This is a genomic window from Streptosporangium subroseum (assembly GCF_900188345.1).
Taxonomy (GTDB): Bacteria; Actinomycetota; Actinomycetes; order Streptosporangiales; family Streptosporangiaceae; genus Streptosporangium; species Streptosporangium subroseum.
Genome location: NZ_FZOD01000101.1, coordinates 1 through 26,232, shown reverse-complemented (window position 1 = coordinate 26,232; position 26,232 = coordinate 1). Strand labels below are relative to the sequence as shown.

Annotated in this window: 20 protein-coding genes; 8 read left to right on the top strand and 12 right to left on the bottom strand. The window is 67.8% G+C overall.

The annotated features are described in order from the left end of the window. The 3 genes from CHC08_RS45400 to CHC08_RS45390 form a co-directional block, all read right to left on the bottom strand. Positions 1-1,505, bottom strand: a 1,505-nt coding sequence (locus CHC08_RS45400; protein WP_179282607.1) for a phosphodiester glycosidase family protein, incomplete at its 3' end; no start/stop codon positions are given. Positions 1,506-2,432: 927 nt separating this feature from the next. After that, positions 2,433-3,800, bottom strand: a complete 1,368-nt coding sequence (locus CHC08_RS45395) for a sensor histidine kinase (RefSeq protein WP_089213576.1) — start codon at positions 3,798-3,800, stop codon at positions 2,433-2,435. Next, on the bottom strand, positions 3,790-5,175 hold the full coding sequence (locus tag CHC08_RS45390; protein WP_179282606.1) for a sensor histidine kinase: 1,386 nt from the start codon (positions 5,173-5,175) through the stop codon (positions 3,790-3,792). Before CHC08_RS45390 ends, CHC08_RS45395 begins: the two co-directional genes overlap by 11 nt. 905 nt (positions 5,176-6,080) lie before the next feature. On the opposite strand from CHC08_RS45390, the gene CHC08_RS45385 reads away from it, so the two are divergent. Then, positions 6,081-8,945, top strand: coding sequence for a helix-turn-helix transcriptional regulator (locus CHC08_RS45385; RefSeq protein WP_143653652.1), 2,865 nt, complete (start codon positions 6,081-6,083; stop codon positions 8,943-8,945). A 128-nt stretch (positions 8,946-9,073) separates the two neighbouring features. Further along, positions 9,074-9,274, top strand: a complete 201-nt coding sequence (locus CHC08_RS45380; protein ID WP_089213573.1) for a hypothetical protein — start codon at positions 9,074-9,076, stop codon at positions 9,272-9,274. A 299-nt stretch (positions 9,275-9,573) separates the two neighbouring features. Here the strand turns inward: CHC08_RS45380 and CHC08_RS45370 are convergent, their stop codons facing one another. After that, positions 9,574-10,965, bottom strand: coding sequence for a cytochrome b (locus CHC08_RS45370; protein WP_179282604.1), 1,392 nt, complete (start codon positions 10,963-10,965; stop codon positions 9,574-9,576). 114 nt (positions 10,966-11,079) lie between these two features. Here CHC08_RS45370 and CHC08_RS45365 point away from each other — a divergent pair, with 114 nt between their 5' ends. Continuing rightward, entirely contained in the window at positions 11,080-11,334 is a 255-nt protein-coding gene (locus CHC08_RS45365) for a sigma-70 family RNA polymerase sigma factor family protein (protein ID WP_089213570.1), read from the top strand. A gap of 145 nt (positions 11,335-11,479) precedes the next feature. Next, the gene (locus tag CHC08_RS45360; RefSeq protein ID WP_089213569.1) at positions 11,480-14,203 is read left to right on the top strand and encodes a helix-turn-helix transcriptional regulator; all 2,724 of its coding nucleotides are present in this window, start codon (positions 11,480-11,482) and stop codon (positions 14,201-14,203) included. A gap of 102 nt (positions 14,204-14,305) precedes the next feature. Here the strand turns inward: CHC08_RS45360 and CHC08_RS45355 are convergent, their stop codons facing one another. Beyond that, positions 14,306-15,919 (bottom strand): tannase/feruloyl esterase family alpha/beta hydrolase, encoded by a 1,614-nt coding sequence (locus tag CHC08_RS45355; protein ID WP_089213568.1) that lies wholly within the window; start codon positions 15,917-15,919, stop codon positions 14,306-14,308. Between the two features lie 121 nt (positions 15,920-16,040). Beyond that, complete coding sequence (locus CHC08_RS45350; RefSeq protein WP_143653650.1) at positions 16,041-16,781, bottom strand: hypothetical protein; 741 nt, start codon at positions 16,779-16,781, stop codon at positions 16,041-16,043. A gap of 371 nt (positions 16,782-17,152) precedes the next feature. Between CHC08_RS45350 and CHC08_RS45345 the strand changes: the two genes are divergently transcribed. Continuing rightward, positions 17,153-18,052, top strand: coding sequence for a hypothetical protein (locus CHC08_RS45345; RefSeq protein ID WP_089213566.1), 900 nt, complete (start codon positions 17,153-17,155; stop codon positions 18,050-18,052). Between the two features lie 88 nt (positions 18,053-18,140). On the opposite strand, the gene CHC08_RS45340 is transcribed toward CHC08_RS45345, so the two are convergent. Genes CHC08_RS45340 through CHC08_RS45330 form a run of 3 tightly spaced genes read right to left on the bottom strand, consistent with a single transcriptional unit; the run spans position 18,141 to position 19,714 of the window. Further along, complete coding sequence (locus CHC08_RS45340) at positions 18,141-18,476, bottom strand: winged helix-turn-helix domain-containing protein (protein WP_089213565.1); 336 nt, start codon at positions 18,474-18,476, stop codon at positions 18,141-18,143. Beyond that, entirely contained in the window at positions 18,476-18,949 is a 474-nt protein-coding gene (locus tag CHC08_RS45335; protein WP_089213564.1) for a hypothetical protein, read from the bottom strand. The genes CHC08_RS45340 and CHC08_RS45335 overlap by 1 nt, the downstream gene beginning before the upstream one ends. Positions 18,950-18,979: 30 nt before the next feature. Further along, positions 18,980-19,714, bottom strand: a complete 735-nt coding sequence (locus CHC08_RS45330; RefSeq protein ID WP_089213563.1) for a TetR/AcrR family transcriptional regulator — start codon at positions 19,712-19,714, stop codon at positions 18,980-18,982. A 588-nt stretch (positions 19,715-20,302) separates the two neighbouring features. On the opposite strand from CHC08_RS45330, the gene CHC08_RS45325 reads away from it, so the two are divergent. Together CHC08_RS45325 and CHC08_RS53135 are read left to right on the top strand one after the other, a co-directional pair. Further along, positions 20,303-22,267, top strand: coding sequence for an FHA domain-containing protein (locus CHC08_RS45325; protein ID WP_089213562.1), 1,965 nt, complete (start codon positions 20,303-20,305; stop codon positions 22,265-22,267). 182 nt (positions 22,268-22,449) lie between these two features. Continuing rightward, positions 22,450-22,752: an FAD-dependent oxidoreductase gene (locus CHC08_RS53135; protein ID WP_420823616.1), complete on the top strand. Its 303-nt coding sequence runs from the start codon at positions 22,450-22,452 to the stop codon at positions 22,750-22,752. On the opposite strand, the gene CHC08_RS49080 is transcribed toward CHC08_RS53135, so the two are convergent. Then, positions 22,710-22,937 (bottom strand): hypothetical protein, encoded by a 228-nt coding sequence (locus CHC08_RS49080; protein WP_143653648.1) that lies wholly within the window; start codon positions 22,935-22,937, stop codon positions 22,710-22,712. The two genes, CHC08_RS53135 and CHC08_RS49080, sit on opposite strands and share 43 nt — an antisense overlap. Before the next feature lie 302 nt (positions 22,938-23,239). Beyond that, the gene (locus tag CHC08_RS45320) at positions 23,240-24,262 is read right to left on the bottom strand and encodes an aldo/keto reductase (protein WP_089213561.1); all 1,023 of its coding nucleotides are present in this window, start codon (positions 24,260-24,262) and stop codon (positions 23,240-23,242) included. 105 nt (positions 24,263-24,367) lie between these two features. Here CHC08_RS45320 and CHC08_RS49075 point away from each other — a divergent pair, with 105 nt between their 5' ends. After that, positions 24,368-25,315: an AraC family transcriptional regulator gene (locus CHC08_RS49075; protein ID WP_179282603.1), complete on the top strand. Its 948-nt coding sequence runs from the start codon at positions 24,368-24,370 to the stop codon at positions 25,313-25,315. 130 nt (positions 25,316-25,445) lie between these two features. Here the strand turns inward: CHC08_RS49075 and CHC08_RS52155 are convergent. Next, positions 25,446-26,232, bottom strand: a 787-nt coding sequence (locus CHC08_RS52155; protein ID WP_179282602.1) for an endo-1,4-beta-xylanase, incomplete at its 5' end; no start/stop codon positions are given.

Genomic DNA, 26,232 nt, shown 5'->3' with positions numbered 1-26,232 from the left:
GACAGCTCCAGGCCGTCGAGCGGGTGCAGGACGGTGATCTGCTCGCGCCCGGCCTCACGCCCCACGTGCGCTTCGACCTTGAGCACACCGTACGGCTTGGCGATCTTGGCCGGGGCCGTGACCGTGCCGTTTTCGACGGAGGCTCCGGGTACGGCCCATCCCACGGACTTCGGATCGATCGTCACCGCCGTCTGGTGGTCGTCGATGCCCTGCGCGATGAGCGCGCGGCGCAGTCCCGGGAAGACCTTCAGGTCACCGTCGGCCGTGGCCGAACCCGGCGCGGGCTTGATGAGGACCTCGTGCGCCTTGCCGTCGCCCTTGGAGACGAACACGCCCACGCCGTTCGGGTCGTTGCGCTCGGAGCCGTCGGACGGGACGTTGCGGACGGTCGTGGTGTCCTCGCCGAGCGCGCGGGCGACCATCGTGGTCGAGCCGCCGCCGTCGAGGTTGACCGCGGTCTGCACGCCCATCGCGACGAGGTCGCGCGCCTCCTTGTCGATCCCGATGCCGCCCTTGCCGGTGCCGCCCGGGCCGTCCCAGGTGGCGAGCACGAGCGTGTGCCCGTCGTCCTTGAAGCCGAGCGCGGTGCGCGGGGCGATCGAGGTGTCGAGGCCGCCGACGACCCGGCCGCCGGAGACGATGGTGCCGCCCTCGCCGAGCGCGAACTTCATCGTCTTGGCGACGTTGTTGGCGAGCGCGTAGCTGAGCGTCATCGGGTCGCCGGGCTGCAGCGCGCGGATCGCGGTCGCCGAGGCGCCGCGCCCGACCAGGTAGAACCCGTCATCCGGAATCGTCCCCGAGCCCGCGGGACCATTCGGCGTGACCGACACGACCGAGCCGTTCTGGACCAGGACCTCGGCGATCTGGTCGTTGGCCACGCCCGTCAGGCCGCGGTTGCGGCTGTAGTCGCCCCACGCGGACGTGAACGCGATCAGGCCGTCCGCGGGGATCCCGCCGCCGTTCGCGGCGTTGATCGACAGGACTCCGTGGTCCGCACCCGAGAAGTTCGCGGTCGTGTTGACCGTGAGGTCCACGAGCTGGGCGATGCCGTCCTTGCTGACGCCGACGTGCTGGCGCCCGCCGATGTCTGCGGTCTTGATGAGCTGCCCGTTCTGGACCTCACCACCGAGCGCCGCGTTGGAGTTGCCGATGTCGAAGAACTCGCCGTTGACGCCCGCGACGGCGCCGGCCTTGTTGGCGGCCACGCTGAGCGGCCCGCCGGACGCGACCGGTCCGGCGGTCAGCAGGTCCGTGCCGACCGCGCTGTTGGACAGGTCAACGGTCAGGAACTGCGCGTTGTACCAGCCCTTCTGGTCGAGCGCCTGCACGTGCTGCAGGTTGATCCCCGGACCGATCTTCTCGGCCGTGTTGATCAGGGGGATCCCGCCGGTGACCGGTGCGGGCTGACTGCCGTCCGCGTACGCGGCGGCGGGCAGGGCCGCCAGCGTGGTCGCCGCGGCGAGCGCCACCAGCAGTGGCCTCGTATAGCGATGGTTCAAGACCATCAATTTCATTGGAACCTCAGCTGAAGAGATGACACGGAGGCAACGCCCCCGCTACCGCCCAGTTCGATCAAGGGCAGCACTCGATTAAAGAGATCAACTGAGAAGCGCTGATGACGCCATCACGAGCATGCGGTGAACCCTGGCGGAAGAGGCGGTGATCGTACTCGGCGGTTCGCCGCCGCGACCCCGCCTCAGGCACCCGTTCATTCGGCGGCCCTTCTCGCGCCATGTCCTCGCCATAGAAATTTGCGCATTGTTTTCAGAGAAGCCGCCCACACCTGTCGAGTGCCGGACGGACGTCGAATCGGTCTGGCAGCATTACGGTGCCATTGTTTTCTGGATTCACCGAGCCAGGACCGATGCGTAAACAACCAGACGGCACACTCCGCCTTGGAAGAAATTGCGAGGCGGCCCACCGGACGCGAACAAGCGATGTCAGATCAGGAGACCATTCCCGACCTGCGCGGATATTCCCGCGCACACCGACATCGCTCATCGAGCATCGGCAACCCGGATCACCATTGATCCACTCCGCTGAGAGTCCGGCTCCGGCGTCGCTGCCAACCCCGGTGACACTCCGATCACCGGGAAAACGATCCGCTTCTTTCCCGCCGCGATACGCTTCGCCGTGGAGCGGGACCTCCAATACAGAGATTCCATGACGACGATCACCCGCCCCGCCCACTGGGACCGCTCGAATCGTCATTATGGGCGCGGCAGGGAATGCCATTACGTCCACATGCAGACGATCCAACGCTGGGCCGGTTGGCGATCGACGCAATGAAAAGCGGGACGGCACGTAGGTCGAAGCGGGAAATTATCCGGCGGCGGATGCGAGGCTGCGCCGGCTCTCAAAAGAGGCCGTCGCCCCGAAGCCGCCTCGGCGTCCCACGTTTATCCAGAGCCGTCAATGGCCCTGGATAAACGTTACGGAGACAGCGGAAGACGGACGACAAAACGCGCACCCTGGGCGCTTTCGTGGATGGTGAGCGTGCCGCCGTGGCTCTCGGCGATCTGCCGGGCGATGGGGAGTCCGAGTCCGACGCCTCCCGCATCTCTGCTCCGGGCGGTGTCCAGCCGGGTGAACCGCTGAAACACCGTCTCTCGCTGGTCGGCGGCGACTCCTGCGCCGTCGTCGAGTACCTCCAGCTCCGCGGCCTTCTCCGGGAATCGAGGGTCGTCGTCCGCGTGCCGTACGGTGATCGTGATCGTGGAGGAGGCGTGTCGCTGGGCGTTCTGGACCAGATTGCTGACCAACTGGCCCAGTCGCGTCCTGTCGCCACTGACCGTCACACCCGTTGCCAGATGCTGGACGATCTCCCTGCTCATCCGGTGGCCGTTCAGCTCCGTGGCGACGAGCTCGGCAAGATCCACGAGTCGTCGCTCATACGGCACGCCCGCGTCCAGGCGGGTGAGCGTCAGCAGGTCGGAGGCGATCGATTGGAGCCGTTCCACGCTCGGGAGCACGGCGTTGCACAGATCGGTCGGGTCGACGTCCTGCGGCGCCAGAAGGGCGTACTCCATCTGGACGCGGATGGCGGTGATCGGGCTACGCAGCTCGTGGGAGGCGTCGGAGCAGAACCGTCGCTGCTGCTCCAGCATGTCCTCCAACCGGTCCAGTGTCTGGTTGACGCTGCGGGCCAGCCGGTAGATCTCGTCCTTGGCCATGGGGACCGGGACCCGGCGGCCGAGATCGGTGCTCTGGATGTGGTCGAGCTGGGCTCGGATGGCGTCCACGGGTTTCAGCGAGTGGGTGACGGTGTGCCGCGCCCCGTAGGCCACCGCGACCGTGAAGATGACCGTCCCCGCGATCAGCAGGGTCATCACACCCGGATAGACGGCGAACGGCAGCGTCGGCGCGGCACTGTAAATGGTCCAGTCGCCGTTGTGGAACACCTGCTGCGCGACGACGATGTGGCAACGGCCTGACGTGAAGACAGAGTGGCAGACGACGGCACTGGCCACCCGGTGAGGGGACTTCGGAGTGAAGTGCGCCATGGCCGGTTGATTCTGCAGATCTCTGGTCGCCGCGACCACCCTCCCTTGGGGGTCGACCACCTGGACGGGGCGGATCAGGTTCTGCGGGATGGGCGGAAGCGGATCGACGAGTTTCCCGCGGTCGACGTAGTAGGCGGTCAACTCCCCCACCGCGGTCACCTCTTTGGTGAGGTTGTCGGTGGCCGTCCTGTTGATGGTGAACAACAGGACGGTGGAGAACACGATGCAGAGCAGACCCACCACCACACCGGTGAACAGTGCCAGGCGGCCTCTGATCGTGCAGCGTTCAAGCCTCATGATGACCCCATTCGCGTGGCAGGACTCGGGGCAGCCGAAGGACGAAACACGCACCGCCGGTGGTGCTCTCCTCGACGCTGAGGGTTCCGTGATGCGCGTGGGCGATCTCACGGGCGATGGCGAGGCCGAGGCCGGTGCCGTTGCGGTCGAGCCGGCGGGCGTCGTCCAGCCGGGTGAGACGGTGGAACACCCGCTCCCGGTCGTCGAGTGCGATTCCCGGCCCGTCGTCACTGACCGCGAGCTCGACCACGGTGGGGGCGGCGTGCACATCGACGCACACCTGGTGCGTGCAGTGCCTCTGGGCGTTGTCCAGCAGGTTGGCGAGCAGTCGGCTGATCTGGGTGGGCACGGCATCGACGGTGCTGCCCGGCGTGAGGTGGAGTTGTACCGGGCGCTGAGCCGACCGCTGGGAGATCTCGGCCCGGACGAGCGCCGCGAGATCCAGCCGCTGTTGTTCGGCGGCCACACCGGTCCCCATGCGGGCCAGGAACAGCAGATCATCGGTGATCGCCTGGAGCCGATCCACCTGGCCCAGCGTCGTTCCGAGCAGGTCTGGCAGCCGAACCCCGCCGAGATCCTGTTGCGCCTCCTCCAGCTGCGCGCGCAGTCCGGCTATGGGAGTACGCAGCTCATGGGAGACGTCCGAGGCGAACTGCCGCTGGACGCGCGCGAAGTCCTGGAGCTCTTCCTTGCCCTCGTTCAGGCGCCGCAGCGCATTGTTGATCGTCCGGCACAGACGGGCGACCTCTTGCGCGTTGGCCGGTTCGGAAATGCGAGCGTGCAGGTCACCGAAGTCGATCACTGCCAGTTCGGCGCGCACCGCGTCCACGGGGCGCAACGCCCAGCCGGTCACCTTCCACGTGGCCCACGTGGTCAAGGAGATCAGCGCGACAGCCTCGATCACCAAGATCAGGTGAAAAGAGTTCCGCGACAGGAGACCCGTGACCCGCTGCCCGGTGGCGTATACCGGCGAGGCGGCCGAGCCACTGGATTCGAACGCCGACAACCGCGGCTCGCAGGTCCGCACCTGTTGCCCGCCGTCGCACGGAGACCGCCAGATCGCCTGCTTGGGGAGCGATCCCAGGGCGGCGGCCCGCGAAGCGACCACATCGTGGCCCCGCACCACGGTCAGAGTCCGGCTGACGTCGTCGCCACGCGCTCGCAACCGGCCGGGTGCCGTTCTGGAGTGGATCTCATTGACGGCGAGCGCGGCCCGCTGCGGGCCCTCCTGCAGTCGGGCGGTGCGTGCGTGGTCCATCGAGTACATCCCCGCCCCCGCGACGAGGAGGGCGAGGAGGGTGAGGACGGCCACAGCGGTGGTCAGCAGGGTGATCTGCCCCCGGACCGATCCCGGCCTGCACCGGATGGCCCGCATCGGTGACCTCGTACGAGCCGACTTCTGCCTCCGGCCTATACGCGGCAGGCGCAGGTGACGCCCGCGAATACTCGTGCGGCCTGTCGAACCGGGCACCCGCCCTCGAACAGGGTCGTCACCCACCCGCAAGGAACGGGTGCGGGGCCGGTCGGCGGGGTCGATCGTCGAAAGCGCATGAGGCGAACAGTAAGGCTCCGGTAGACGGTAAGGCGGATCCTTTGCCCCATGACGCCGATAGTCGTCATCATCGATCTTTCCGCAAGTGAGCTTCCTGAAGAGCGACGTCTCAGGGGATGGGCGATCGGACCGCCGCTCCCATGATCTGTCAGTCAGCAGACGCATAAGGCCTGTGGCGATCGCCATCCACGTAAGCAGAGTGATCAGGGGCCACATGAGTATCAGCCAGTCTTCGTACGGGTCCACCATTGCCATCCTTGTCGAAAATAAATTCGAGGGGGATGCCGGGATTCCGAGAGGGTCGGGAGCCGCTACCGGCGGGCCGCTACCGCTGTCGCTCCCTCACGCGCCTCAGCCGAGGGGACCCTTTCGCGCCACTTCACCGAGGATGAGTGAACGGTATGAGCTTGGCCTGCGGCGAAAGGCCCCCGTATCGCACATTTATGCGCGTTTATACTTCTGCGCTCCGCACGTGCGATCACCGGCTTGAGGTCCAATTGGGGTGGACTTAATCCCGCTTTTGCCGACATCCAAGATCAAGTGTTCACCCCCAGGGCCATGTCACATGACAAAAAGCACGGGAAGGATGAAGCCGGGTGAAGACCGTGCGTTCTTGGGCGGGCAACGGCTTTCTGCGCGAAAGTGACATCACGGAGGCCGGAGAACATCGCGGACCTCCGTCCAACCCCGTACTTGACACGGCTGACATCTGGGTGGTTCATGGACACATGGGGCATTCATCCCACCGTGACCACGAAGCTGCCGGTGGGGCCGATCTCTGTCGATCATCGTGGCCTGGTTGGCGTGGCCGCGCGCGGGAGTGGGAGCTTGTCGTCGGATTGCTGCAGGCGGCCAAGATCGGCCGGGGCGGGATCATACTGATCGAGGGCCGGTCGGGCGTCGGAAAGAGTCGCATGCTCGACATGGCCGTCACCGCAGCGGCGAGGGAGGGGTTAGGGGTCGCCCAGGGCGCGGCGGACGAACTGACCCAGCTGATACCGCTGGCCCCGCTGACGTCGGCGCTCGGAAAATCGGGCTGCACGCTTCCCACGGGCGATCACCTGACCGTCTCGGGTCCGGCCGATCAGCGATTGCTGCTGGTGGAGCAACTGCAGGGACCGCTGGAACAGCGGGTGTCTCGGGGACCGATGCTCCTCACGTTGGATGACATGCATTGGGCCGACCCGATGACTTTGCTGGCGCTGCGGTCGATGACCAGAGATCTCGCCTCCTACCCGCTCGTCTGGATGCTGACCCGTACGAGCGGCAGCGGCGACGTTCCCCGCCTCGACCGTCTGTTCGACGTGCTGGAACATGATGGCGCGAACCGGATCACGTTAGAGGCGCTGGACGAGCGAGCAGTGGCGGACGTCGTCACCGACGTCCTCGGGGCAGCGCCCAATCCGAACGTGCTGGCCCTGGCCGACATAGTGGACGGCAATCCCTTCCTGCTCGTCGATCTCCTTGAGAAGCTCAAAAGCGAGGGCGTCTTCCAGATCGCCGATGGTCACGCGCGGATGGTCTCGGCGCGGCTGCCGTGTGCTCAGGCGGTCACGCAGGAGCGCCTGGAGGAGTTGTCCACACGGACCAGGCATCTGCTTCAGGGCGCCGGAATCCTGGGCCGCTCGTTCTCGGTGACGGATCTGGCCGAAATGCTCGGCGAATCGACCAGTGGTCTGTTGCCGATGCTGGAGGAGGCGATGTCGGCGGGCATCGTCGAACCTGCCGGGGACGAGCTCACCTTCCGGCACGATCTGTTGTGGCAGGCGGTGGTCGGGACCATCCCCGCCCCCGTACGCCGGGCCCTGCACCACGACGCGGGGGAGATGCTGCTCAGGCGAGGCGGGTCGGCCGTTCCTGCCGCCGCGCATCTCATTCGCAGTGCCGGTCGCGGTGATGTGTCCGCACTACTCGGACTGGATCAAGCGGCGCGGAAGGTGCTGCGGTCCTCACCTCAGACCGCCGCCGACCTCGCCATACGGGCGCTCGAACTCAGCGACTCCTCCGACCCTGTTTGGTTCAGTCGTGTTGCCACAGCGGTCGACGCCCTGACGGTCATCGGGCGGCTGCCCGAGGCGGCCGATCTTGCCCGTACCGCACTCAGCAGGGCCCCGCCCATCCAAGCCCCTCGCCTGCGATGCGCGCTGGCGCACATCCTGCTCCTGAGCGGCCGACCGGAAGATGCGGTATCCGAGGCCGAAAGCCTGCTCGCCCAGCGGGACATCCCCGATGACCTTCGCGGCATCGCCGAATGGGCGATGTTCTGGGGGCTCATCTCGCTGAACGACTTCCGGAAGGGACGACAACGGGCGGAAGCCGTTCTCGCCGACCGTGAGCAGCACACCGATGCCGCCGTTGTCGGAGCTCTCCTGCTGCTCGCCCGGTTCGCCATGGCCGATGGGAGGGTCGCCGACTCTTTCGCGCATCTACGCGAAGCCCTGCACATCACGGACAGCGGCACCGTTGAAGCCATTCAGCGCCCGTACACGCGCCTGCTGCTGAGCCTCAACCACAGAGCCATGCGTCAGTTCGATGCGGCTGACATCGCCATCCAGGCCGCCGAGGAGGAGATCAAAGACCTCGGGCTGACCGTGCTCGCCGCACAACCGGCGCTGTTCCGCTCCGTTCTGAAGCTGGCCGCCGGTCGACTTGACGACGCCGCCGCCGAGGCCCAGGCCGGGAGGATGATCGCCGAAGAGCTGGGCACTCACGGGTTCATCCGTGTCGGGCTGTCCATGCTCGCTCTCGTCGCCCTGCGGCGGGGTGACATCGACGCCGCGGTCCGGCACATCGAGCGATACCAGTCCATACACGCCGCGCCCGGGATGTTGTTCGGGTCGGTGTGGGAAAGGTGGGTGATGGCGGCGGTGGCCGAGGCCCAAGGTGATCCCGGACGGGCGATCGACATACTCCACGCTATCTACACCGACAAGGAGGAGCAGCGCTGGGCACTCCTCACGACGCCTCTCACGGCCGCCTGGATGACTCGGCTGGCGCTGGCCACGGCGAACCGTCCGTATGCGCAGGCCATCGTCGACACGGCCGAGCACCTGGCCCGGAACAACCCGGACTTCCCTGTCTTCGCCACCACGTTCGCCCACGCCCGCGGCATTTTCCACAGGGACCCGGACGCGCTGGCCGCCGCCGCCGCCGATCAGCCCGAACCGTGGGCCCGCGCCTCGGCCGCCGAAGACCTCGGCGTCCTGCTGGCCGCCGCTTCCGGCGCCACCGCCTCCGAGAAGGCCGTCGACAGCCTGGACCAGGCGCTCGAGGGCTACGAGCGCATCGGTGCGCTCTGGGACTCGGCCCGCGTGCGAGCCCGGCTGCGGGAACTCGGCGTACGGCGCCGCCACTGGGCTCAGCCCCAGCGGCCGTCTTTCGGATGGGACAGCCTCACCGACACGGAACGCGCGGTGGCCGGCCTGATCGCCCGGGGGATGACCAACCGCCAGGCCGCCGAGCGGATGTTCCTCTCCCCCCACACGGTGTCCACCCACCTTCGCCGGATGTTCGGCAAGCTCGACATCGCATCCCGTGCCGAACTGGCCCGCATCGTCGCCGAAGAATGCCCCGAGCTCCTCAGGGGCGCCTAAGGCCCCCTTCGGCCTGGTCCCCGGCTCTGGGCTGCGGAGTTCCCTCCAGATCCTCTGGGAGGAACTCCTCACGATCCCGGCGGCTGTGTCGTCATCTCCTATGCGGAACCACGAAGGAGAGGGACACCATGACCCAGCAGGCCGGCATCGCCCGCACCGACGCCGACTACCGGCGCATCGGCATCCGCCCGGACGTCGTCGCGGAGTGGGAGGACGGCGCCCGCACCGACGGGCGCCGGGGCACCTACGAGTGGTGGTACCTCGACGACGGCGCCACGCTCGTCGTGAGACCGTCGAGACGTTCACCGAGGAGGCGATCTGGGAGCTGATGTACTTCGGCCACGCCCGCACCGAGACGCATCTGCGATCGGGTCCCACGAGCTGACGCGGCAAACCGTCGGCGGGTGGCCGGCGCGTGGGCCACCCGCACCGTGTCATCGGCCGGGGCTTTCGCGGACGCGAACGGCGGCGGGAACGACTCGGCGCCTTCCGCGAACACCCCCTGCCCCACGACGATCGGGTGGGCAGGCACGATCTCCGCACCGCCTCCCACCCCGCGCGACAGGGCACGCGCCGCCTGGTATCCGGCGGCCCCGGCTCCGACGATCACAATCTGTGACCTTCGCCGTCATCTCCCCGAGGTGATCGGCGGTTCCCGGCGCTCCTGCCGCGCCGGCACCAGCCGTTCGTGGAATCCGCCGTCCGGGGACTGCGTGATGATCCCGGTCTCCACTCCGTGTTCGGCCACGTGATGATCCGTCTGCTGAAGTGCGAGGCACATCCCCCGGGTGACGACGAAGGCGATGACGGGACCGATGACCACGGCGAACCTGAAGAAGATCGTCACAGCCTCGACGCCGAGGTGGAACTGGTAGGCGATCTGGTCGTTGGCCGCGGCCGCCCACAGCAGGCCGTAGAACGTGACACCGGCGACCGCGATGGCCGTCTTCACCGGCGTCTCGCGTGGCCGATCGAGCAGGTCATGCGCGAGCGTCTCGCGGGTCACGCGGTTCGTGTTCTTGGGCCGGCCCAGCGCGTCACGGCGGCCGCGGCGCGAGAGGAGGAAGCGCTCGGCCATCGGGTAGGCGGCCAGGACGGTGAAGAAGACCCCGGGTATCACCAAGGTGGGGATGAGGACCGCGAGGCTGAGCGTGTGGTTCCCGATGGTGAGTTCCCACCCGGGCATGATCCGGAGGGCGCCGTCGAGGAACCCCATGTACCAGTCGGGAGTCGAGCCCGCCGAGACCTGCGTCGGCTTGGCGGGGCCGTACAGCCATATAGGGGCAATCTGAACCCCGTACCCGAGAATGATCAGCATGCCGATCGTCGCGAGCGCCATCATCGGGCGTGCGCTCCGCCGCGCCGGCAGCGAGGCGACGAACCGGGAGTGGCCGTGCCGTCGCACCAGCAGTTCGCGGGCGCCCAGCAGCGCGGCCATGACGACCACGATCAGCAGGTGCCCCCCGTACATGACCGGGATGATCCTGTCACCGGGGAAGTCCGGGCCGAACAGCAGCGACACCGCCCAGGATCCGACCACGGGGACGGACTGCGCAACCGACGTGATCAGCCACAGGCTCCCACCCGACAGCATGTCGTCGGGCAGGGCGTTGCCGGTCTCGCCCGCGGCCATGCCCAGTGCCAGCAGCGTCACCCAGATCAGCCACTGCCCGGTGCGCGGATGGCGGAACGCTCCGGTGAGGAACATCCGCAACAGCTGCAACACGACGGCCGCCACGAAGACGAGCGCCGCCCAGTGGTGGGCCTGGCGGATGAGCAGGCCGCCGCGCACCTCCAGGCTCAGATGCATGGTCGAGTCGAAGGCCCTGCTGACGAAGAGCCCGCGCAGCGGGCCGTACGAGCCGTCATAGGTCACCTGGGACATGCCGGGGTCGTAGAACAGCATCAGCACCACCCCGGTCACCGCCAGAACGGCGAACGACCAGACGGCGATCTCCGCGAACATGAACGACCAGTGGGAGAACTGAAACGAGCGACGCTTGGCCAACAACGAACCCATCTGGGGCCCCCTAACCTTTGCCTCACTCACATGACGAAATCGGGCCATGAGGTGTGACGCAGATGAGGCGCCGGGGACGGTGATTCGCGTCACGACGAGGTGGCCTCGCGTTGTGTGAGTGATCCGCCGGATTTCACATTCGCGGCGGCGCGCGATCGAGTCGCCGAGAAGACGGCCCGGTTCTTCCTCGGCCTGCTCCGCAAGGACTTCGGCCAGGGTATGACCGAGGCCGAGGTCAACGGCCGTCCCGGGCTGGTCGCCCGGCTCGACGGCCGGGTGGTCGCGGTGATCGCCACCGAGGTACGCGGCGGCCGGCTGACCGACCTCTGGATGGTGCTCAACCCCGACAAACTGCGCACCTGGCGGTGAAGCGGCCCAGCCGGGGGCCTTGTCGCTTCGTCACGAGCAGGATCACCGAGGCGGCCGCCAACGGAGTTTCGGCACGTCACGAGGTCTGGTCCCATTTGTCCGTTGGGGATCGGGAGTGTTGTAGCCTCCCCGGCAGGGGGGTGGCGTGCCGATCAACACCAGGATTTCCGCGCTGCGGGGGCGGCGACGCGAGCAGGAGACGCTCGACCGGCTGCTGCGTGACGTCCGCGCCGGGCAGAGCCGGGTGCTGGTGCTGCGCGGCGAGGCCGGAGTGGGCAAGACCGCTCTGCTGGACTACCTGACCGAGGCCGCGCCGGCCGGCCAGGTGGCCCGCGCGGCCGGGGTGGAGGCGGAGACCGAGATCGCCTATTCCGCGCTCCAGCAACTCTGCGCGCCGCTGCTGGGCTGTCTCGATCGGCTGCCCGAGCCGCAGCGGGACGCGCTCGCCACCGGGTTCGGCCTCAGCACCGGTAACCCGCCGGATACGTTGCTCGTCGGGCTCGCCGTGCTCGGGCTGTTCGCCGAGGCCGCGTCGGAGCGACCGCTGGTCTGCGCGGTGGACGACGTGCAGTGGATGGACCGGATGTCGGAGGTGATCCTCACCTTCGTCGCCCGCCGTCTGGACTCCGAGTCGGTCGCCCTGATCTTCGCGGCGCGCAGCCCCGGCGACGAACGGATCCTCGAAGGACTTCCGGAACTGCGCGTCGAGGGGTTGCCGGACGCGGACGCGCGGGCGCTGCTGGACTCTGTGCTGCCCGGGCCGGTGGATGCCCGCGTACGCGACCGGATCGTCGCCGAGACCCGCGGCAACCCGCTGGCCCTGCTCGAACTGCCGCGCGGTCTCACGCCGGCGGAACTGGCGTTCGGGTTCGGCGGGCACAGCGCGACGCCGCTGGTGAGCCGGGTCGAGGAGGGCTTCCAGCGGCGCGTCGCCGCGTTGCCGGCGGACACCCGCACGCTGCTGCTCACCGCCGCCGTCGAACCGGTCGGCGACGTGCCGCTGCTGTGGCGCGCGCTCGAACGGCTGGATGTCGGGATGGACGCCGCCGCACCCGCGGCGGTCGCGGGACTGATCGAGATCGGGACCCGGGTCCGGTTCCGGCATCCGCTGGTCCGCTCGGCCAGCCGGCGCTCCGCCGAGCCCGCCGAGCTGCGCGCGGTGCATCGGGCGCTCGCCCAGGTGACCGATCCCGAGCAGGAACCGGACCGCCGGGCCTGGCACCGGGCGCACGCCGCGTTGGGACCGGACGAAGAGGTCGCCGGCGAACTGGAGCGGTCGGCCGACCGGGCGATGGCCCGTGGCGGCCGGTCAGCGGCCGCCGCCTTCCTGGAGCGCGCGGCAGAGCTAACCCCCGATTCGGCGAAACGCGCCGGACGCGCCCTGGCCGCCGCGGCGGCCCGATTCGCCGCCGGAGCCCTCGCCGAGGTGCCGGAGTTGCTGGCCGCCGCCGAACTCGGTCCGCTCGACCCGGTGCAGCAGGCCCGAGTGGAACGGCTACGCGCCAAGGTCGCGTTCGCGCTCAACGCCGGACGGGCAGCCGGACCGCCGCTGCTCGTGGCCGCACGCCGCCTGGAATCGCTGGATCCCACCGCGGCCCGGGAGACCTACTTGGCGGCGATCGGCGCGGCCGTGAACGCGGGGCGGCTCGGCGGCACCGACCTGCGCCGGGCGGCCGAGGCCGCCCGCGGCCTTCCCGCAGGCGGGGAGCCGGCCTGTCTGCTCCTTGCAGGTCTGGCGGCGTGGAGCCTGGAGGGGCACGCGGCGGCGGTGCCGCTGTTCACCCGCGCCCTGGCCTCGGCCATTCCGGAAACCGATCTGGACCTGGTCTGGCTGAGCGGAATGGTCATGCACGAGGTCTGGGACGACGTGGCGTTTCTCACCAGGACCGAGCAGTCCGTCGGCTACGCCCGCGAGACCGGCGCGCTGTCCCTCCTGCCGAGTGCGCTGACCTTCCGCGCCACCGCGCTGATCTACGCTGGCCGCTTCGCCGACGCGTCGGACCTGCTCGACGAGGCCGAGGCCCTCGGGAACGCCACCGGCTCGTCCCCGCATCCGGCCACCGCGGTCATCCTGGCCGCGTACCGCGGACGCGAGGAGCCGGCGCTGGAACTCAACGAGGCCCTGGTCGGGAATGCCGAGGAGTCCGGCCTGGGGTGGTTGCTCGCCGTCGCCGGATACAGCAGGGCGGTGCTGTTCAACGGGCTCGGCCGGTATTCGGCCGCGCTGGAGGCAGCCCTCGACGCGGCTCGGTACGAAGACCTCGCCGTCCTGCAGTGGACGCTCGGGGAGCTGGTCGAAGCCGCCGCACGCGCCGGGGCGGACACCGTCGCGGCCGAGGCACGTGACCGTCTCGCCGCCCGGACACGTGTCGTCGACACGAACTGGGCGCGCGGCGCCCAGGCTCTCGCGGACGCGCTCGCGGACCCGGCCGGACCGGTCGAGGAGTACTACCGAGAGGCGATCAAGCGGTTCGCCGCGACCCGGCTCGGCCTGCAACTGGCGCGCGCTCGCCTGCTCTACGGTGAGTGGCTGCGACGGGAGAACCGGCGGGCCGACGCCCGGACGCAGCTGCGGATCGCGCACGAGGCGTTCACCACGATCGGTGCGGACGGCTTCGCCGAGCGGGCCGGCCGGGAATTGGCCGCCACCGGCGAGACGGTGCGCAAGCGGACCCCGGGTGCACGGGAGGAGTTCACCCCGCAGGAGGCGCAGATCGTGCGGCTGGCCGTGGCGGGACGTACCAATCCGGAGATCGGCGCCGTGCTGTTCCTCAGTCCGCGTACCGTCGAATGGCACCTGCGCAAGGTCTTCACCAAGCTCGGCATCGGCTCCCGCCGCGAGCTGGCCTCCGCCCTGCGCGACGGCTGACCTCGGGGCCGCCTCTTCCCGTCTTCCAGCTCGAGTGGACCGGCATGAAAAAGGGCGGCGGCCTCGGCGAGAGCTCCGGGCCGCCGCGTTGTGCGGATGAGGTCAGGCGGTGACGCAGCGGTAGTTCGCGGCCGAGGCCGTGTCACCGTGGCCGGTGTAGCGGGCCACCATCGGGTAGCGGCAGACGTTGCGGGTGACGGTCTTGCCGTCGGCGTTGGTTGCCGAGGCGGCGAGGGTGGCCGGAGCCTGGCCCTTCTCCACCCACTTGACCAGCGCGCCCAGGGCGTCGGTCGGCTGCGGGCCGATGCCGCCGCCGCAGTGGTTCACGCCGGGCAGCAGGAACAGGCGGTAGAAGTTGTCGACCCGCTTGTTGCCGCCGAGGGCCCGGTTGACCCGCTCGCGGTAGTCGACGGTGCCCTCGGTGGGCACCAGCTCGTCGGTCTGGCCGTGCCAGCTCAGCAGCTTGCCGCCGGATTTCGCGAACTTCGACAGGTTGGGGTCGTCGGTGCCGATAATGTTGTTGAACTGCTTCTGCGACGAGCGGAAGAGCTGCTCGAACGACGTGTAGGTGAGCTTCGTGGCGTCGAACGACGGGTTCTGCGTCACGAAGTACTTGACCCAGGTGGAGGCGACGAAAAACGGCTCGCCGGGAGTGGCCAGAGAGGCGAGGTCGACGCCCTTGTTCGGCCCGTACCACAGTTGCCTGCCCGATGAGGAGACCGGTCCGGCCCAGATCTTGCGGAACGCGTCGGCGGTGGCCTTGGAGATCGTGATCTCCTTGCCCTCGCAGACGACCTTGGTGCCGACCAGACGGCGGGCGTCCCAGCGGCAGTCCTGCGGGTTGTCGATGATGCCGTCCTTGACCCCGTCGTCGGTGTCACAGGCCTTGATCACAGCGGCGTTGAACGCATCGAACTCACACGAGGTGGGCTGGACCTTCTCCTCGTTGAAGACGGCCTGCGACCACAGCGTCGCGACCCCGAACCGGTCCCAGTTGACCGCCGGCGCATTGGCCAGGATCCCGTCGAAGTCCGTCGGGTGATCCTGCGCCTCCCCGTAACCCTGGCGGCCACCGGTCGAGCAGCCGTTCCAGTACGCGTAACTCACGGATCGGTCGTAGAACTTCTTCGTCGCGTCCTTGCCGATGACGGCCATGTCGTGCAGCGAGCGGGAGGCGAAGTTCTTCAGCAGCGGGGTGTCGACCTTGCCTGCCGGGGTGAGCGCCCAGCCGCTGACGTCGATCGGGTTCGCGCCGACACCGGCGTCGGTGGCCGCGGCGGCGTAGCCGGCCTTCACCGCGCCGACCAGCGGGGAGCCGCTGAGGTCACCGGCGAGGTAGGCGCTGCCGCCGGTGGCCTGGAATCGTCCGTTCCACTTCTTCGTGTCCTGGGGCAGCGAGATCCTGATGTTGACGTGGTCGTTCGCGCCCGGGTGGCTCACCGTGACGGTGAGGTCGCACCAGGCCGGCACGTCGGTGAGCGTCTCCTCGGCGGGGTGCAGCGGAGGAGCGGCGGGGAACGTGACGGTTCCGCCGGCGTGGGCGACCGCCTTCACCGACTCCACCTTGGTGCCGGGGGGCGCGGAGACGGGAACCGCGGCACAGGTCGTGGCGGCGACCGTGCCGCTGTCGCGGGAGACGGCGTTGGCGGCCGTCGGCACCAGCACTGCCGCTGCCGATACCGCCGCCGCCATCAGGACGATCAAGCGTTGTTTCATGCCCGACATACTCACCCGCGGCACGCGGGCCTCACCCCAGGGAAACACCCTGGGGTGAGCCCTGGCCGGGGCCCTGAGGGGAAACCGATGTACGGGGGTGGGCGCCCGTCCTCAGCCCTTGCTACTCGTCAGGCAGCAGGTACCGCCAGGAGAGCACAAAGAGCGCCCCCGAGCCGGTCTTGAAGAGTGACCGGTCGTGCCCCTGCCCAGCGGGCACCGCCTTGGTGATCGCACTCACCGCCGCCCCCTCGATGTCCTTCTGCCACACCGGATCCACCGTGCCCGAAGGCTCCGGAACCCCCGCGGGCCACGACGCCGGCTTGCCCTCCGCCGACTCTGCCCCCTCGGCGACCATCCGGACGCGGGTGGCGACGTAGTCGGTGCCCGTGGCGGCGGCTCGCGTCGCCAAGCCGTCCATCAGCTTCTTCGCCTCCGAGAGCTCCTTCGGGTAGAAGCCCGCGACCTGGTCCAGGGCCGCGGCCCGGACCTCCAGCATCTTCCCGTCCTTCCCCCGCACCCCGAGGACCGTGGTCGGCACGTCCGTCACCATCGGCGCGCCCGGCTTGGGCTCCACGGTCGGTGGTTGCCCGGTCAGATACCTCTCCATCGACGCGACCGTCTCGCCCGCCTCGGCATCGGTGAGCTTCAACTGCTTGCTCGCGTCAACGATCACCAGGCCGTCGCTGTACAGCACCACCCTCGGCGGGCGCAGCACGTTCGTGGTCGCGGTCACAAACCCGCCTTCGGCGCCCCACAGGGCGACCGGCTTCACCGGCCCGTCGTCAGCCGAGGTCGCCGACATATCCGCTTCCGCTCCCCCACAGGCCGCAGCCAGGGACAACAGCGCTACAAGCAGGAACATCCTTAGTCTCATGCCCCACAAACGTACGTTTCCTTCAGCTGGTTCAGCCGGGCGTCGTTCGAGGTCAGACGGATCCACCGGCAAGGGCGGTCGCCGTCTCCGGGGTGACCTCATGGCGCGGCCTCCGGATCCGGGGCACCTCACCCTGCGTCTCGGGCAGGGTGAGGTTGGCAGCGGTCGCAGGCCGACTCTGATCTCATCGTACGAACCATCCTGCGTTAAGGTTTCCCCGATGGCACTGCCTGCGATGACACCGCCGAACGCCGTCACCGTCGCCGTACCCGGAGGTCGTTGACGGGCGGCGTGGGCTTGCGCCGGCGGCAGCCGGTGGTCTGAACTTGGTGCGACAGCCGTACGACAGAGGAAGGCCGATGGCCACCGGCCGTGTCGATATCGTCGAGCAGGGTCCGCGCGGGCCCCGCTGGGTGGGAATGGCGGTGCTGGTCGCTCTCGTGGCCGTGCCGCTCATCGGGATTCTCGCCGGCCGGGATACGAGCCTTCCCCTCCCGACCCGTCCCATCCCGACCGTTACCCCGGCACCCACGCGCAACGCGATCAACGTGACCCCCAACGCCGTCTATCCGGCGGCGATCGGGACGGGCGACACCAGGACGTTGCGGGTCAGGTTCCCCGACGGATCGCGGGCGGAGATCACCTACCCCGCCGACCTGAACCTGGCCTCGCTGGGGGCACGGCCGTACGCGAGCGGCGTCCTTGCCGACGGCGGAAAAGCGGACGATTTCCGCTCCTTCACCGCTCCGCTGTACGGCGAGGCCGAGACCGCCGCCGGGCGCCCGATGATTCGCCACCTCACCGACAACGTCACGCTGTGGCCCGGCCCGCTCGGGATGGACGCCGCCGGTTCGGTCCTGCTCTTCGCGTTCGGCGACTGGCGGATCGCCCTGCAGGACGAGGGTGCCGGGATGACCTTCGAGCAGCGGCTGGCCTGGGCGAAGAACCTGCACGGCATGCTCACCCCAGATGGTTTTTTCACCCTGTCGGCCGACGGCCCACTACGGCTCTCGCGACCCGGTGAGATCCGCGAGGGCATGCTCGTCGGGCCGCAACTCTGGCTCGGCGGGCTGAGCCGCCGGATGCTGGTGCTGGCCCCGATCCCCGACTGCGAACGGCAGGGCGAGGCGCGCGTCGTTCTCGACCCACGTCATCCCATCTCGGGGAGCAACTGCCGTGACGGCTTCTATCTGGCCGCCTCGGGCGATCAGGACTTCGTGCGGAGCGCGCTCAAGGATGTACGCGTCCGTCCCCTGTGAGCGGACGGTCTCTCGGGCTGTGTGAGCCTTGACGCTGACCGCACCGTCCGAGAGACCTGAGAGTCTGTAACTTCAGGGGCTGCTCCGGTCACCTCTCGGACCGCTCACCCGATGAAGATTCAGCGTCGAGAATGAGGCCGAGCTTTGACTGGGCGATGATGGCCTGCAGAGCGGCGACGTGGGCGAGGTAGGCCCGACGCCCCGTGGCCGAGAGCCTGAGCCAGGTCCTGGGGCGTTTGCCGACGTGGCCCTTGCGGATCTGGACGTATCCGATCGTCTCCAGGGCGCTCGCGTGCTTGGAGAGCACCGAGTCGCTCACCCCCGCCTGATCGCGGACGAAGCTGAATTCCGCTTCTTCCACGGCGGCCAGCAGGGAGACGATCTGCAACCGGGCAGGCGCGTGGATGGCCGGGTCTATCTCCATCAGTCACCGTCGCGGATCGCGTCGGCGGTGCGCCGCGACATCCAGCGGGCGATGAGCGGACCGGTCGCGGCCATGAAGACGGTCATCGCCGGGCACCCTTGGACTCCGGCGTAGGCGACCTCCCGCGCGTTCAGGGGAAGGGCGACGGCCAGGGCGACCGCAACGCTCACCAGAACCCAGCAGACGTAGTCGCTCACGGTCTCGGGCCTGATCAGGCTGTGGTGGGTGCGCATCCGCGCGCCCCGGGCGAGTCTGAACACCATCGCGGCGAGCGCGACCGCCAGCACCGCGATGCCCGTGGCGGTCGTCGCGGGAGAGGTCCCCGGCTCGGTGAAGAAGGAGATGCCCGTGGCGAACAGGGCCACTCCGACGGTGAACCAGACGGGGAAGAACGGTTCGGATCGGATGGCTTGCTCCTGGACGCCGCGGATGCCGGACAGGGCGCGGGCGGCGTCCTCGGGAGAGATGCTCATGCGTGCCTCCTCGATTCACTTTCCAGTCCGTCAAGTACTTTCCTGATTGCTTCCGAGAGGGCCGCCGCCGGCTCGATCCAGCCACTCCGACAGCAGGGCGCGCTCGGCGTCGGTGAGCATCGTCAGCTCCGGTGCGACGGCCCGGAATGCGACAGCGGCCGCGGTCGCGCTGTCCGTGGGAAGCGTCGGCAGGTCGGTGAGGATCGATCGCATCACCGTCTCGTACATCGCGTCCGCGAGGTCGAGGTCCCGGTGTTCCGGCGGGGTGGAGAGCAGGGTGAGCACGGCGCCGGTGCCGGCGGCGTGGATGAGCTCGACGGCGCGCCTTTCCGGGACCCGGAGCCGGCCGACTGCCGCGACGCGGTGCACCCGGGCGCGCAGGACCTCCAGGCCGGCGGCCACCGCCGGCGAACGAACCCTGCGGCCGGGGTCGGTGAGGAGACCGAACAGCGCCGCGTTGGCGAGACCGAAGCCGATATGTGTGTCCCACCCCGCCCGAAGATCTGCGACCGGGTCGTCGACGTCCTCGACGAGGACCTTCTCTGCGACATAGGTGGCGAAGGCGTGTTCGGCAACGGCGTCGAGCAGCGCGTCCTTGTCCTCGAAGAACCGGTAGATGGTCGGCGCCTGCATGCCGGCCGCCTGCGCGACCGCGCGGGTGGTGACCGCGCTCGCGCCCTGCTCGCGCAGGAGTCGCGCCGCGCACTCCACGATGTTCGCCCGCGTCTTGTGCCTACCGGCGCTGCCCGGCCTCACCTCTACCATGCTTCCAATGATAAGGAACTCTTGCTATCCATGTTGATACCACTGATATCAGTTTAATAATTCCAATGTTATCAAGAGAGGTTAAATCATTATCATCGTTACCGGCGGCACCGATCGGCTCGGCTCCCAGACCGTTGATCGGCTGCTCAATCGGGCCTCGGCGGACGGGGTCGGCGCGAGCGCCCGCTGTTCGGCCACGCCGGTCCGTTCGACATTGGAGGGACTCATCACCCGGCCGTGAGCCGATCGGGCGTAGCCGCATCGGGCCGGAGACCGGGTCACGCCGGGTCCGCGTGGTCGCGAGACCGGCGCGATCCCGGCACTGCCCGCCTCGCAGGGGCCGATGCCCCGGACCGCCTGGGTGCCCCGGACCCGGGGTTCGGCGGTAAGCGATTTGGACAGGTGTGGGTCATTTCCTGTGGACGTCAAGCGTGGCACGATAGGTGATCATCCAGAGATTTCCGGAGAAAAACGGAATCCTGTGGTGAAACCGGTCGACTTGGCACGGATGTAACGTACAGCGCCTTTGAGATCGATGATCATATCGATCTCGTCAGTTATATGACCTACGGAAAAGGGGTGCGACCCATGCCACCCACAATTGTCGGCCGTGAAGGTCCTCTGGCTGGGCGAAAGTTTCCGATCAGTGACGCATCGATCACCTTCGGTCGCAGAGACGACAACAATGTGGTGATCGCCAGCGGGAGAGCCTCACGCTTTCACGCGGAGGTGGTTCGCGAGGCCGACGGCTACGTGCTGTACGACCGGGGAAGCCAGAACGGGACGCTGGTCAATGGGAGCCGTGTGGCATCACACATCCTCCAGCCAGGCGACCTGATAACGATCGGAAATGAAACATTTTGTTTTGAGGCATCCAATGACATGGAAACGATCATGGATGCCCTTTTAATTAAGTCATTCATCAAGTCTGCCGTGAACGTTGAACCAGAGTCGGTCCTGCATGTCACGATTTCGGGTGGCGGTCCCGTCGGGCTGAGCCTCGCCCTGCTCCTCGAACACTTCATGGGTCCGCGAGTGGCCATCACGTTGTATGACGGTCGCTGGATTCAGGAAGGGTCGCGGATCATATGGAAGAACCAAGCACAGGGTAACGTTCGGCGGCAGCAGGTCGTGACGATCCAGAGTCGCCAGTACCTGAACCTCCCCGAGGATGTCCAGGAGCGACTGTTCAGGCCCGAATCGTACTCCGAGATGTGGCCGAGCGGCCCCGACTCGATTCGCGGATATGGCCCGCGGAATATCCGGATCGCCTATATCGAAGACACGCTGCTTGAAATAGCAAACGAAAAATCCGACCGCATCCGGCTCGTTCCCGCCAGATTCGACCCGGCCGAGCAGCGTGAGACCCTGGTCAAAAACCACGTGCTCGCCATCTGCGAGGGAGGGCGCTCGCGAACGCGGGATTATTTCACCGACAAGTTCGGCAACGCCGACAAGTCGATTTACTCGCTGGACGGCCAGCACATCCAGGATGTCGTGCTGGGCTTGCAGGTGAAGTCCGACCTGTCGGACCCCATGACGGTCCTGCTGACCGTGGCTCAGAATCGTTTTCTCCTGAACGCCCTGCGTGGCGAGGGCTTTCTGAACATGCGCCTCACCGATGCCGAGGCCCAGGAAGTCATCGGAATCGATCCCGTCCGGCACGTGTTCGAAGAATGTATCGCCTCCCGTCCATGTCTGATGGGACGGACCGACCACGGCGAGTTTCACTGCTCGACCCATGGCACGCTGTTTCTGCCCGCCCTGATCAAAAGCTCGGCGTTATGGAAGCGGGTGATGGAGGGGCTCGTGCTCTTCGGCGTCTCGGAAGAGAATCTGAGCGCCATCACCGCCTTCCGGCTGGACATGGTGCAGCGGCCGCGATTCACCGCCCAACTGTATTCCGCGACGGCGACCACCCCGGGAACCTATGGATTTCTCCTCGGGGACGCCGCCAACGCGATCCACTTCTGGCCGGGACGTGGGCTCAACAGCGGATTGGCGTCGGCCATCTCGCTGGCACGGTCTCTCAATCGCAACTGGCGCGGGAAAGCCTTCCGTGACGCCGACTTCCTCCGCCACGAGGCGGCGATGTCGATGCTCCAGTATCGACACAAGAGCCGTGCCTGGAAGGCGATGGTGACCACCGACGAGCACGGGGTCACTCGTGCGATCAAGGACATAATCGTCCAGGGCATCAAGGAAGGGGATGAGGGTTCGGACAGGGATGCGGACATCAACACGCTCATGGAGCAGCTGCGACAGATCCGGAGCCGTCTGTCACGACGCATTCCCGGCATGCCCGACGAAAAAACCCTCGACGACCACCTGAGGAAACTGAAGAGCGAGACGCTGCGAACCCTGCTGACAAGTGGAGCATGGGACACATTGATCGTCGGAGGCGAAGAGGTCGACATCGATATCTTCGACCAGCAGGATTCGCCGGCCGCGCCCGTATCAAAAACCCCTCCGGTCACGGCGAGCGTCGAAGAACTCCCCGAACACACAAAGCTGATCTGGAGGGGATCGAGCAATCCGATATCGCCAGGATAATCTTTGATGTGCCCTTCGACCTTGACCTTCGTGTGGCCGGCCGGCCAGCCTCGCCCGCCTGGCTGTTCCGGCCACGACGGCGACAGGCGGGCGCGTGGTCACCACGCCGATGAGTGCCTGTTTCCGTCGGCACCGAAGAGTCGGATCGGCCGGCAGCCGACCGGTTCCACGACTCCTTCCGCATGCTGGAAGAGCCAAAAGGGCCGGCGTTTCTCGACTTCTCCGAAGCGCCGCCCATTGACCTATGCGAGGGACGAACTTACGCTGAGTTCGCGGGCTCCCAGCTCTTTGGCGAAACGCCAGGAGTGATGCAGGGCAGGGGCGACGCGGAGGGGGAATTGATGGCCTCCACATACGATCTGATCGTTGTTGGCGGAGGTATCATCGGATGCGGAATAGCGGAGCGATTACGCGGCGGGCTCTCTCGCATCTGTCTGATTGATCAAGGTCCGAAGCTGGGGCTGGGGGCGTCGGCGGCGATCTGATCGGGAAGGTCGAGTTTGAAGATCGGGACATCCGCGGCCGGGTACATGATCGTCAGCAGCCGTTCGGCGTCACTGATCGAGTTCGGCTGGAGCCGACCACCCCAGGTCCACTTTCCGTCCTGCATGGAGGTCTCGACAATGGACCGCCATATATTGAGGAGTTGCTCGCGGGGCTGAATCCTCATAGATAGTCAGCTATCTGTGTTGGTGAGCTTCTTCCCGCAGACCAGAATCATTCCGATATAACCCGCACGGGCCAATCCGCGCCGCCGATATATGAGAGTGGATGGACAGACCGCAGGTTCCTACCACGATATCCCCAGCTCCCGGGTCGCAGCGAGTAAAGCGAGTAATGCGAGTAATGCGAGAAACCGGTCAGATGTTGTGAAAGGGGATGGTGGGGTGCATTCCCCAAATCTCCTGGCGGGCGTGAAAGGGGCATACGCCCACCAGGAGATCGACTATCACGCCGTCACATCGGCGGCGGTCAGGCCGTCTGGGGGAACCGGGCGGTGTGGTCGGCCTGGATCCAGCCGGGATACTCGACCGGGAGCGCACTGGCCGCGTCCAACTCGGCGAGGTCCTGCGCGGTGAGCTCCAGCTCGATGGCGGCGAGGTTCTCGGCGAGCTGCTCCGGGCGCTTGGCGCCGATGATGGCGCTGGTCACGCCGGGCTGCGCGAGCACCCAGGCGAGCGCGACGCGGGCCACGCCGACCTCGTGGCGGGCGGCGACCAGGCGCAGGGCGTCGATGACGTCGTAGGCGCGCTCCAGGTTCACCGGCGGAAACTCGAACCGGGCGCGGCGGGCGCCGCCGTCGCTCGTGCCGTCGCGGTCGAACTTGCCGGACAGCAGGCCGGCGGCCAGCGGACTCCAGACCAGCATGCCGACCTTCTGGTCGTTGACCAGCGGCAGGATCTCACGTTCGATGTCGCGCCCCGCGAGCGAGTAGTAGGACTGCAGGGAGGCGAACCGCGCCCATCCTCGCCGCTCGGAGACGCCCAGGGCCTTCATCATCTGCCAGGCGGTCAGGTTCGAGGCGCCGATGTAGCGGATTTTGCCCTGCCGTACGGCGTCGTCGAGGGCGGCCAGGGACTCCTCGAAGGGGGTGATCGGGTCGACGTTGTGGATCTGGTAGAGATCGATGTGGTCGGTCCGGAGCCTGCGCAGGCTGTCCTCCAGTGACCGCATGATGTGCAGCCGGGACTGGCCGACGTCGTTGGGCCCCGAGGCCATGCGTGCGGTCATCTTGGTCGCCAGGATCACGTCGCGGCGGCGCGCTCCGAGCACCTGGCCCAGGAGTTCCTCCGATTTGCCCGCGGCGTACACGTCGGCGGTGTCGATGAGGTTCACCCCGTGATCGAGCGCGGCACCCACCAGTTGGTCGGTCTCCTTCACGTCCAGCGCGCCGACCGCGTCCCAGACCTGGGAGCCGCGCCCGCCGAAGCTCATCGCCCCCAGCGAGATGCGGGAGACGAAGACTCCGGTAGCCCCGAGCTGCGCATATTTCATCTTTACACCTTTCGAATAAGGGGGGGCGTTGGAACGCTACAACCGCAGACTTGGACAATCCATGAGAAAGAGTCCGCCATCCATGCGAGATCGTCCGGAGATACCGTGGACCCCATATCCGACGTCTTGACCTTGCTGAACATCCGCAGCGCCTTCTCCACGCGCTTCGAGGCCGTTGGCCCCTGGGCGCTGCGCTTCCAGAGCTACCGGTACGTCAAGATCGGCGCGATCGTGTCCGGCGCCTGCTGGCTCACCATCGACGGCGAGCCCCCGCTGCGGCTGTCGTCGGGTGACTGCTACCTGCTCGCGAGCGACCGGCCGTACGAGGTCGCCGGCGACCTGGGCATCGAACCGGAGGACGGCCACGCCGTCTATCGCCGGTTCCCCGGCGCCAGGATCGTGCGATACGGCACCGCCGCCTCGGACGTGGAGCGGACCGTCATCGTCGGCGGCAGCATAACCCTCGACGAGATGACCTCGGCGCTCCTGCTCGATTGCCTGCCTCCGGTCGTGCGCATCCCCGCCGACAGTTCTCCGGCCCAGTCCCTTCGCCCGGTGCTGGAGATGCTGAGCGACGAGACCGCCACCGAGCCGCTCGGGGCGGCGGTGATGATCGAGCATCTGACCCAGATCCTGTTCGTCCAGGCCTTGCGTGCCCATCTCGCCGGTGAGGAGGCCGTTCCCGGCTGGCTGGGGGCGCTGAACGACCCGCAGATCGGCGCCGCGCTCACGCTGATGCACCAGCGGGCCACCCATCGCTGGACGGTCGCCGGCCTCGCCGCCGAGGTGGGCATGTCCCGCTCCAGCTTCGCCCTGCGTTTCAAGACCCTCGTCGGACTGCCGCCGCTGGACTACCTGCTGCACTGGCGCATCAGGTCCGCGGCCGAGGTCCTGCGGGCCGGTGAGCGCACGGTCGCGTCGGTGGCCGCCGAATGGGGGTACGCCTCGGAGAGCGCCTTCAGCAACGCCTTCAAACGCGTCACCGGCCAGCCGCCCGCCCGCTACCGCACCGCGAAGCCGGCCCCTCCGTCCGCCCCTCCCTTCCGCAGATGACATCGGCGAACAGCGGTCCCTACCGGGCGCGGGCCCTGCGGGAGAGGAGAACGGGGTACGGCCGCCGGCCGTACCCCGTTGAACCGCATGACCGTGCGCGCCCCGGGCTCGGGGCGCGCACGGGAGTCGCTCAGGAAGCGGTGCAGGTGTAGCCCGACGGCACCTGGGTGTTGCCGTTGGCGCGGGTGGCCTGGAATCCGAAGGTCGTGGCGGCGTTCGGCGCCAGCGTCCCGTTGTGGACGGCGTTCCTCGCGGTCACCGTCGACCCGCCGGTGAGGGTCGCGTTCCACGAACCCGTGACGGTGTGACCCGACGGCAGGGTGAAGGTCACCGTCCACCCGGTGATGGTGGTACTACGGGTGTTGGTGACGGTTATCGGCTGGATGACGTACCCGTTGTTCCACTGGGTCTGCGTGGTGGCGGTGACACTGCATCCACCGGTGCCAGGGGTCGGTGTCGGGGTCGGCGTCGGGGTCACGGTCGGGGTGGGGGTCGGGGTCACCGGCGGGGTGCCGCCGTTGAGGGCGGTCAGCACCGCGTCATAGGCCGGCTTCTTGGCATAACCGCTGTTGAACAGCAGTGGGGTGCCGCTGCTGCGCCAGGAGTAGTGATCGGGGATGCCCCAGACGGTGATGCCGGTGCAGCGCGAGACGGCCAGGCAGGCGTTGACGACCGTGCGGTAGCTGTTGGCCTGGGCGGTGCCGGAGCCTTCGATGTCGAGTTCGGTGATCTGCACATCCACGCCGAGCGCGGCGAACTGGGCGAGGTTTTGCTGGTAGTTGCCCGGCACCGGCGACTGGCTGTTGAAGTGTGATTGGAAGCCCACGCAGTCGATGGGCACCCCGCGGGCCTTGAAGTCGCTGACCATGGTGTAGACGGCCCGGGTCTTGGCGGCATTGGCGTCGTCGGTGTTGTAG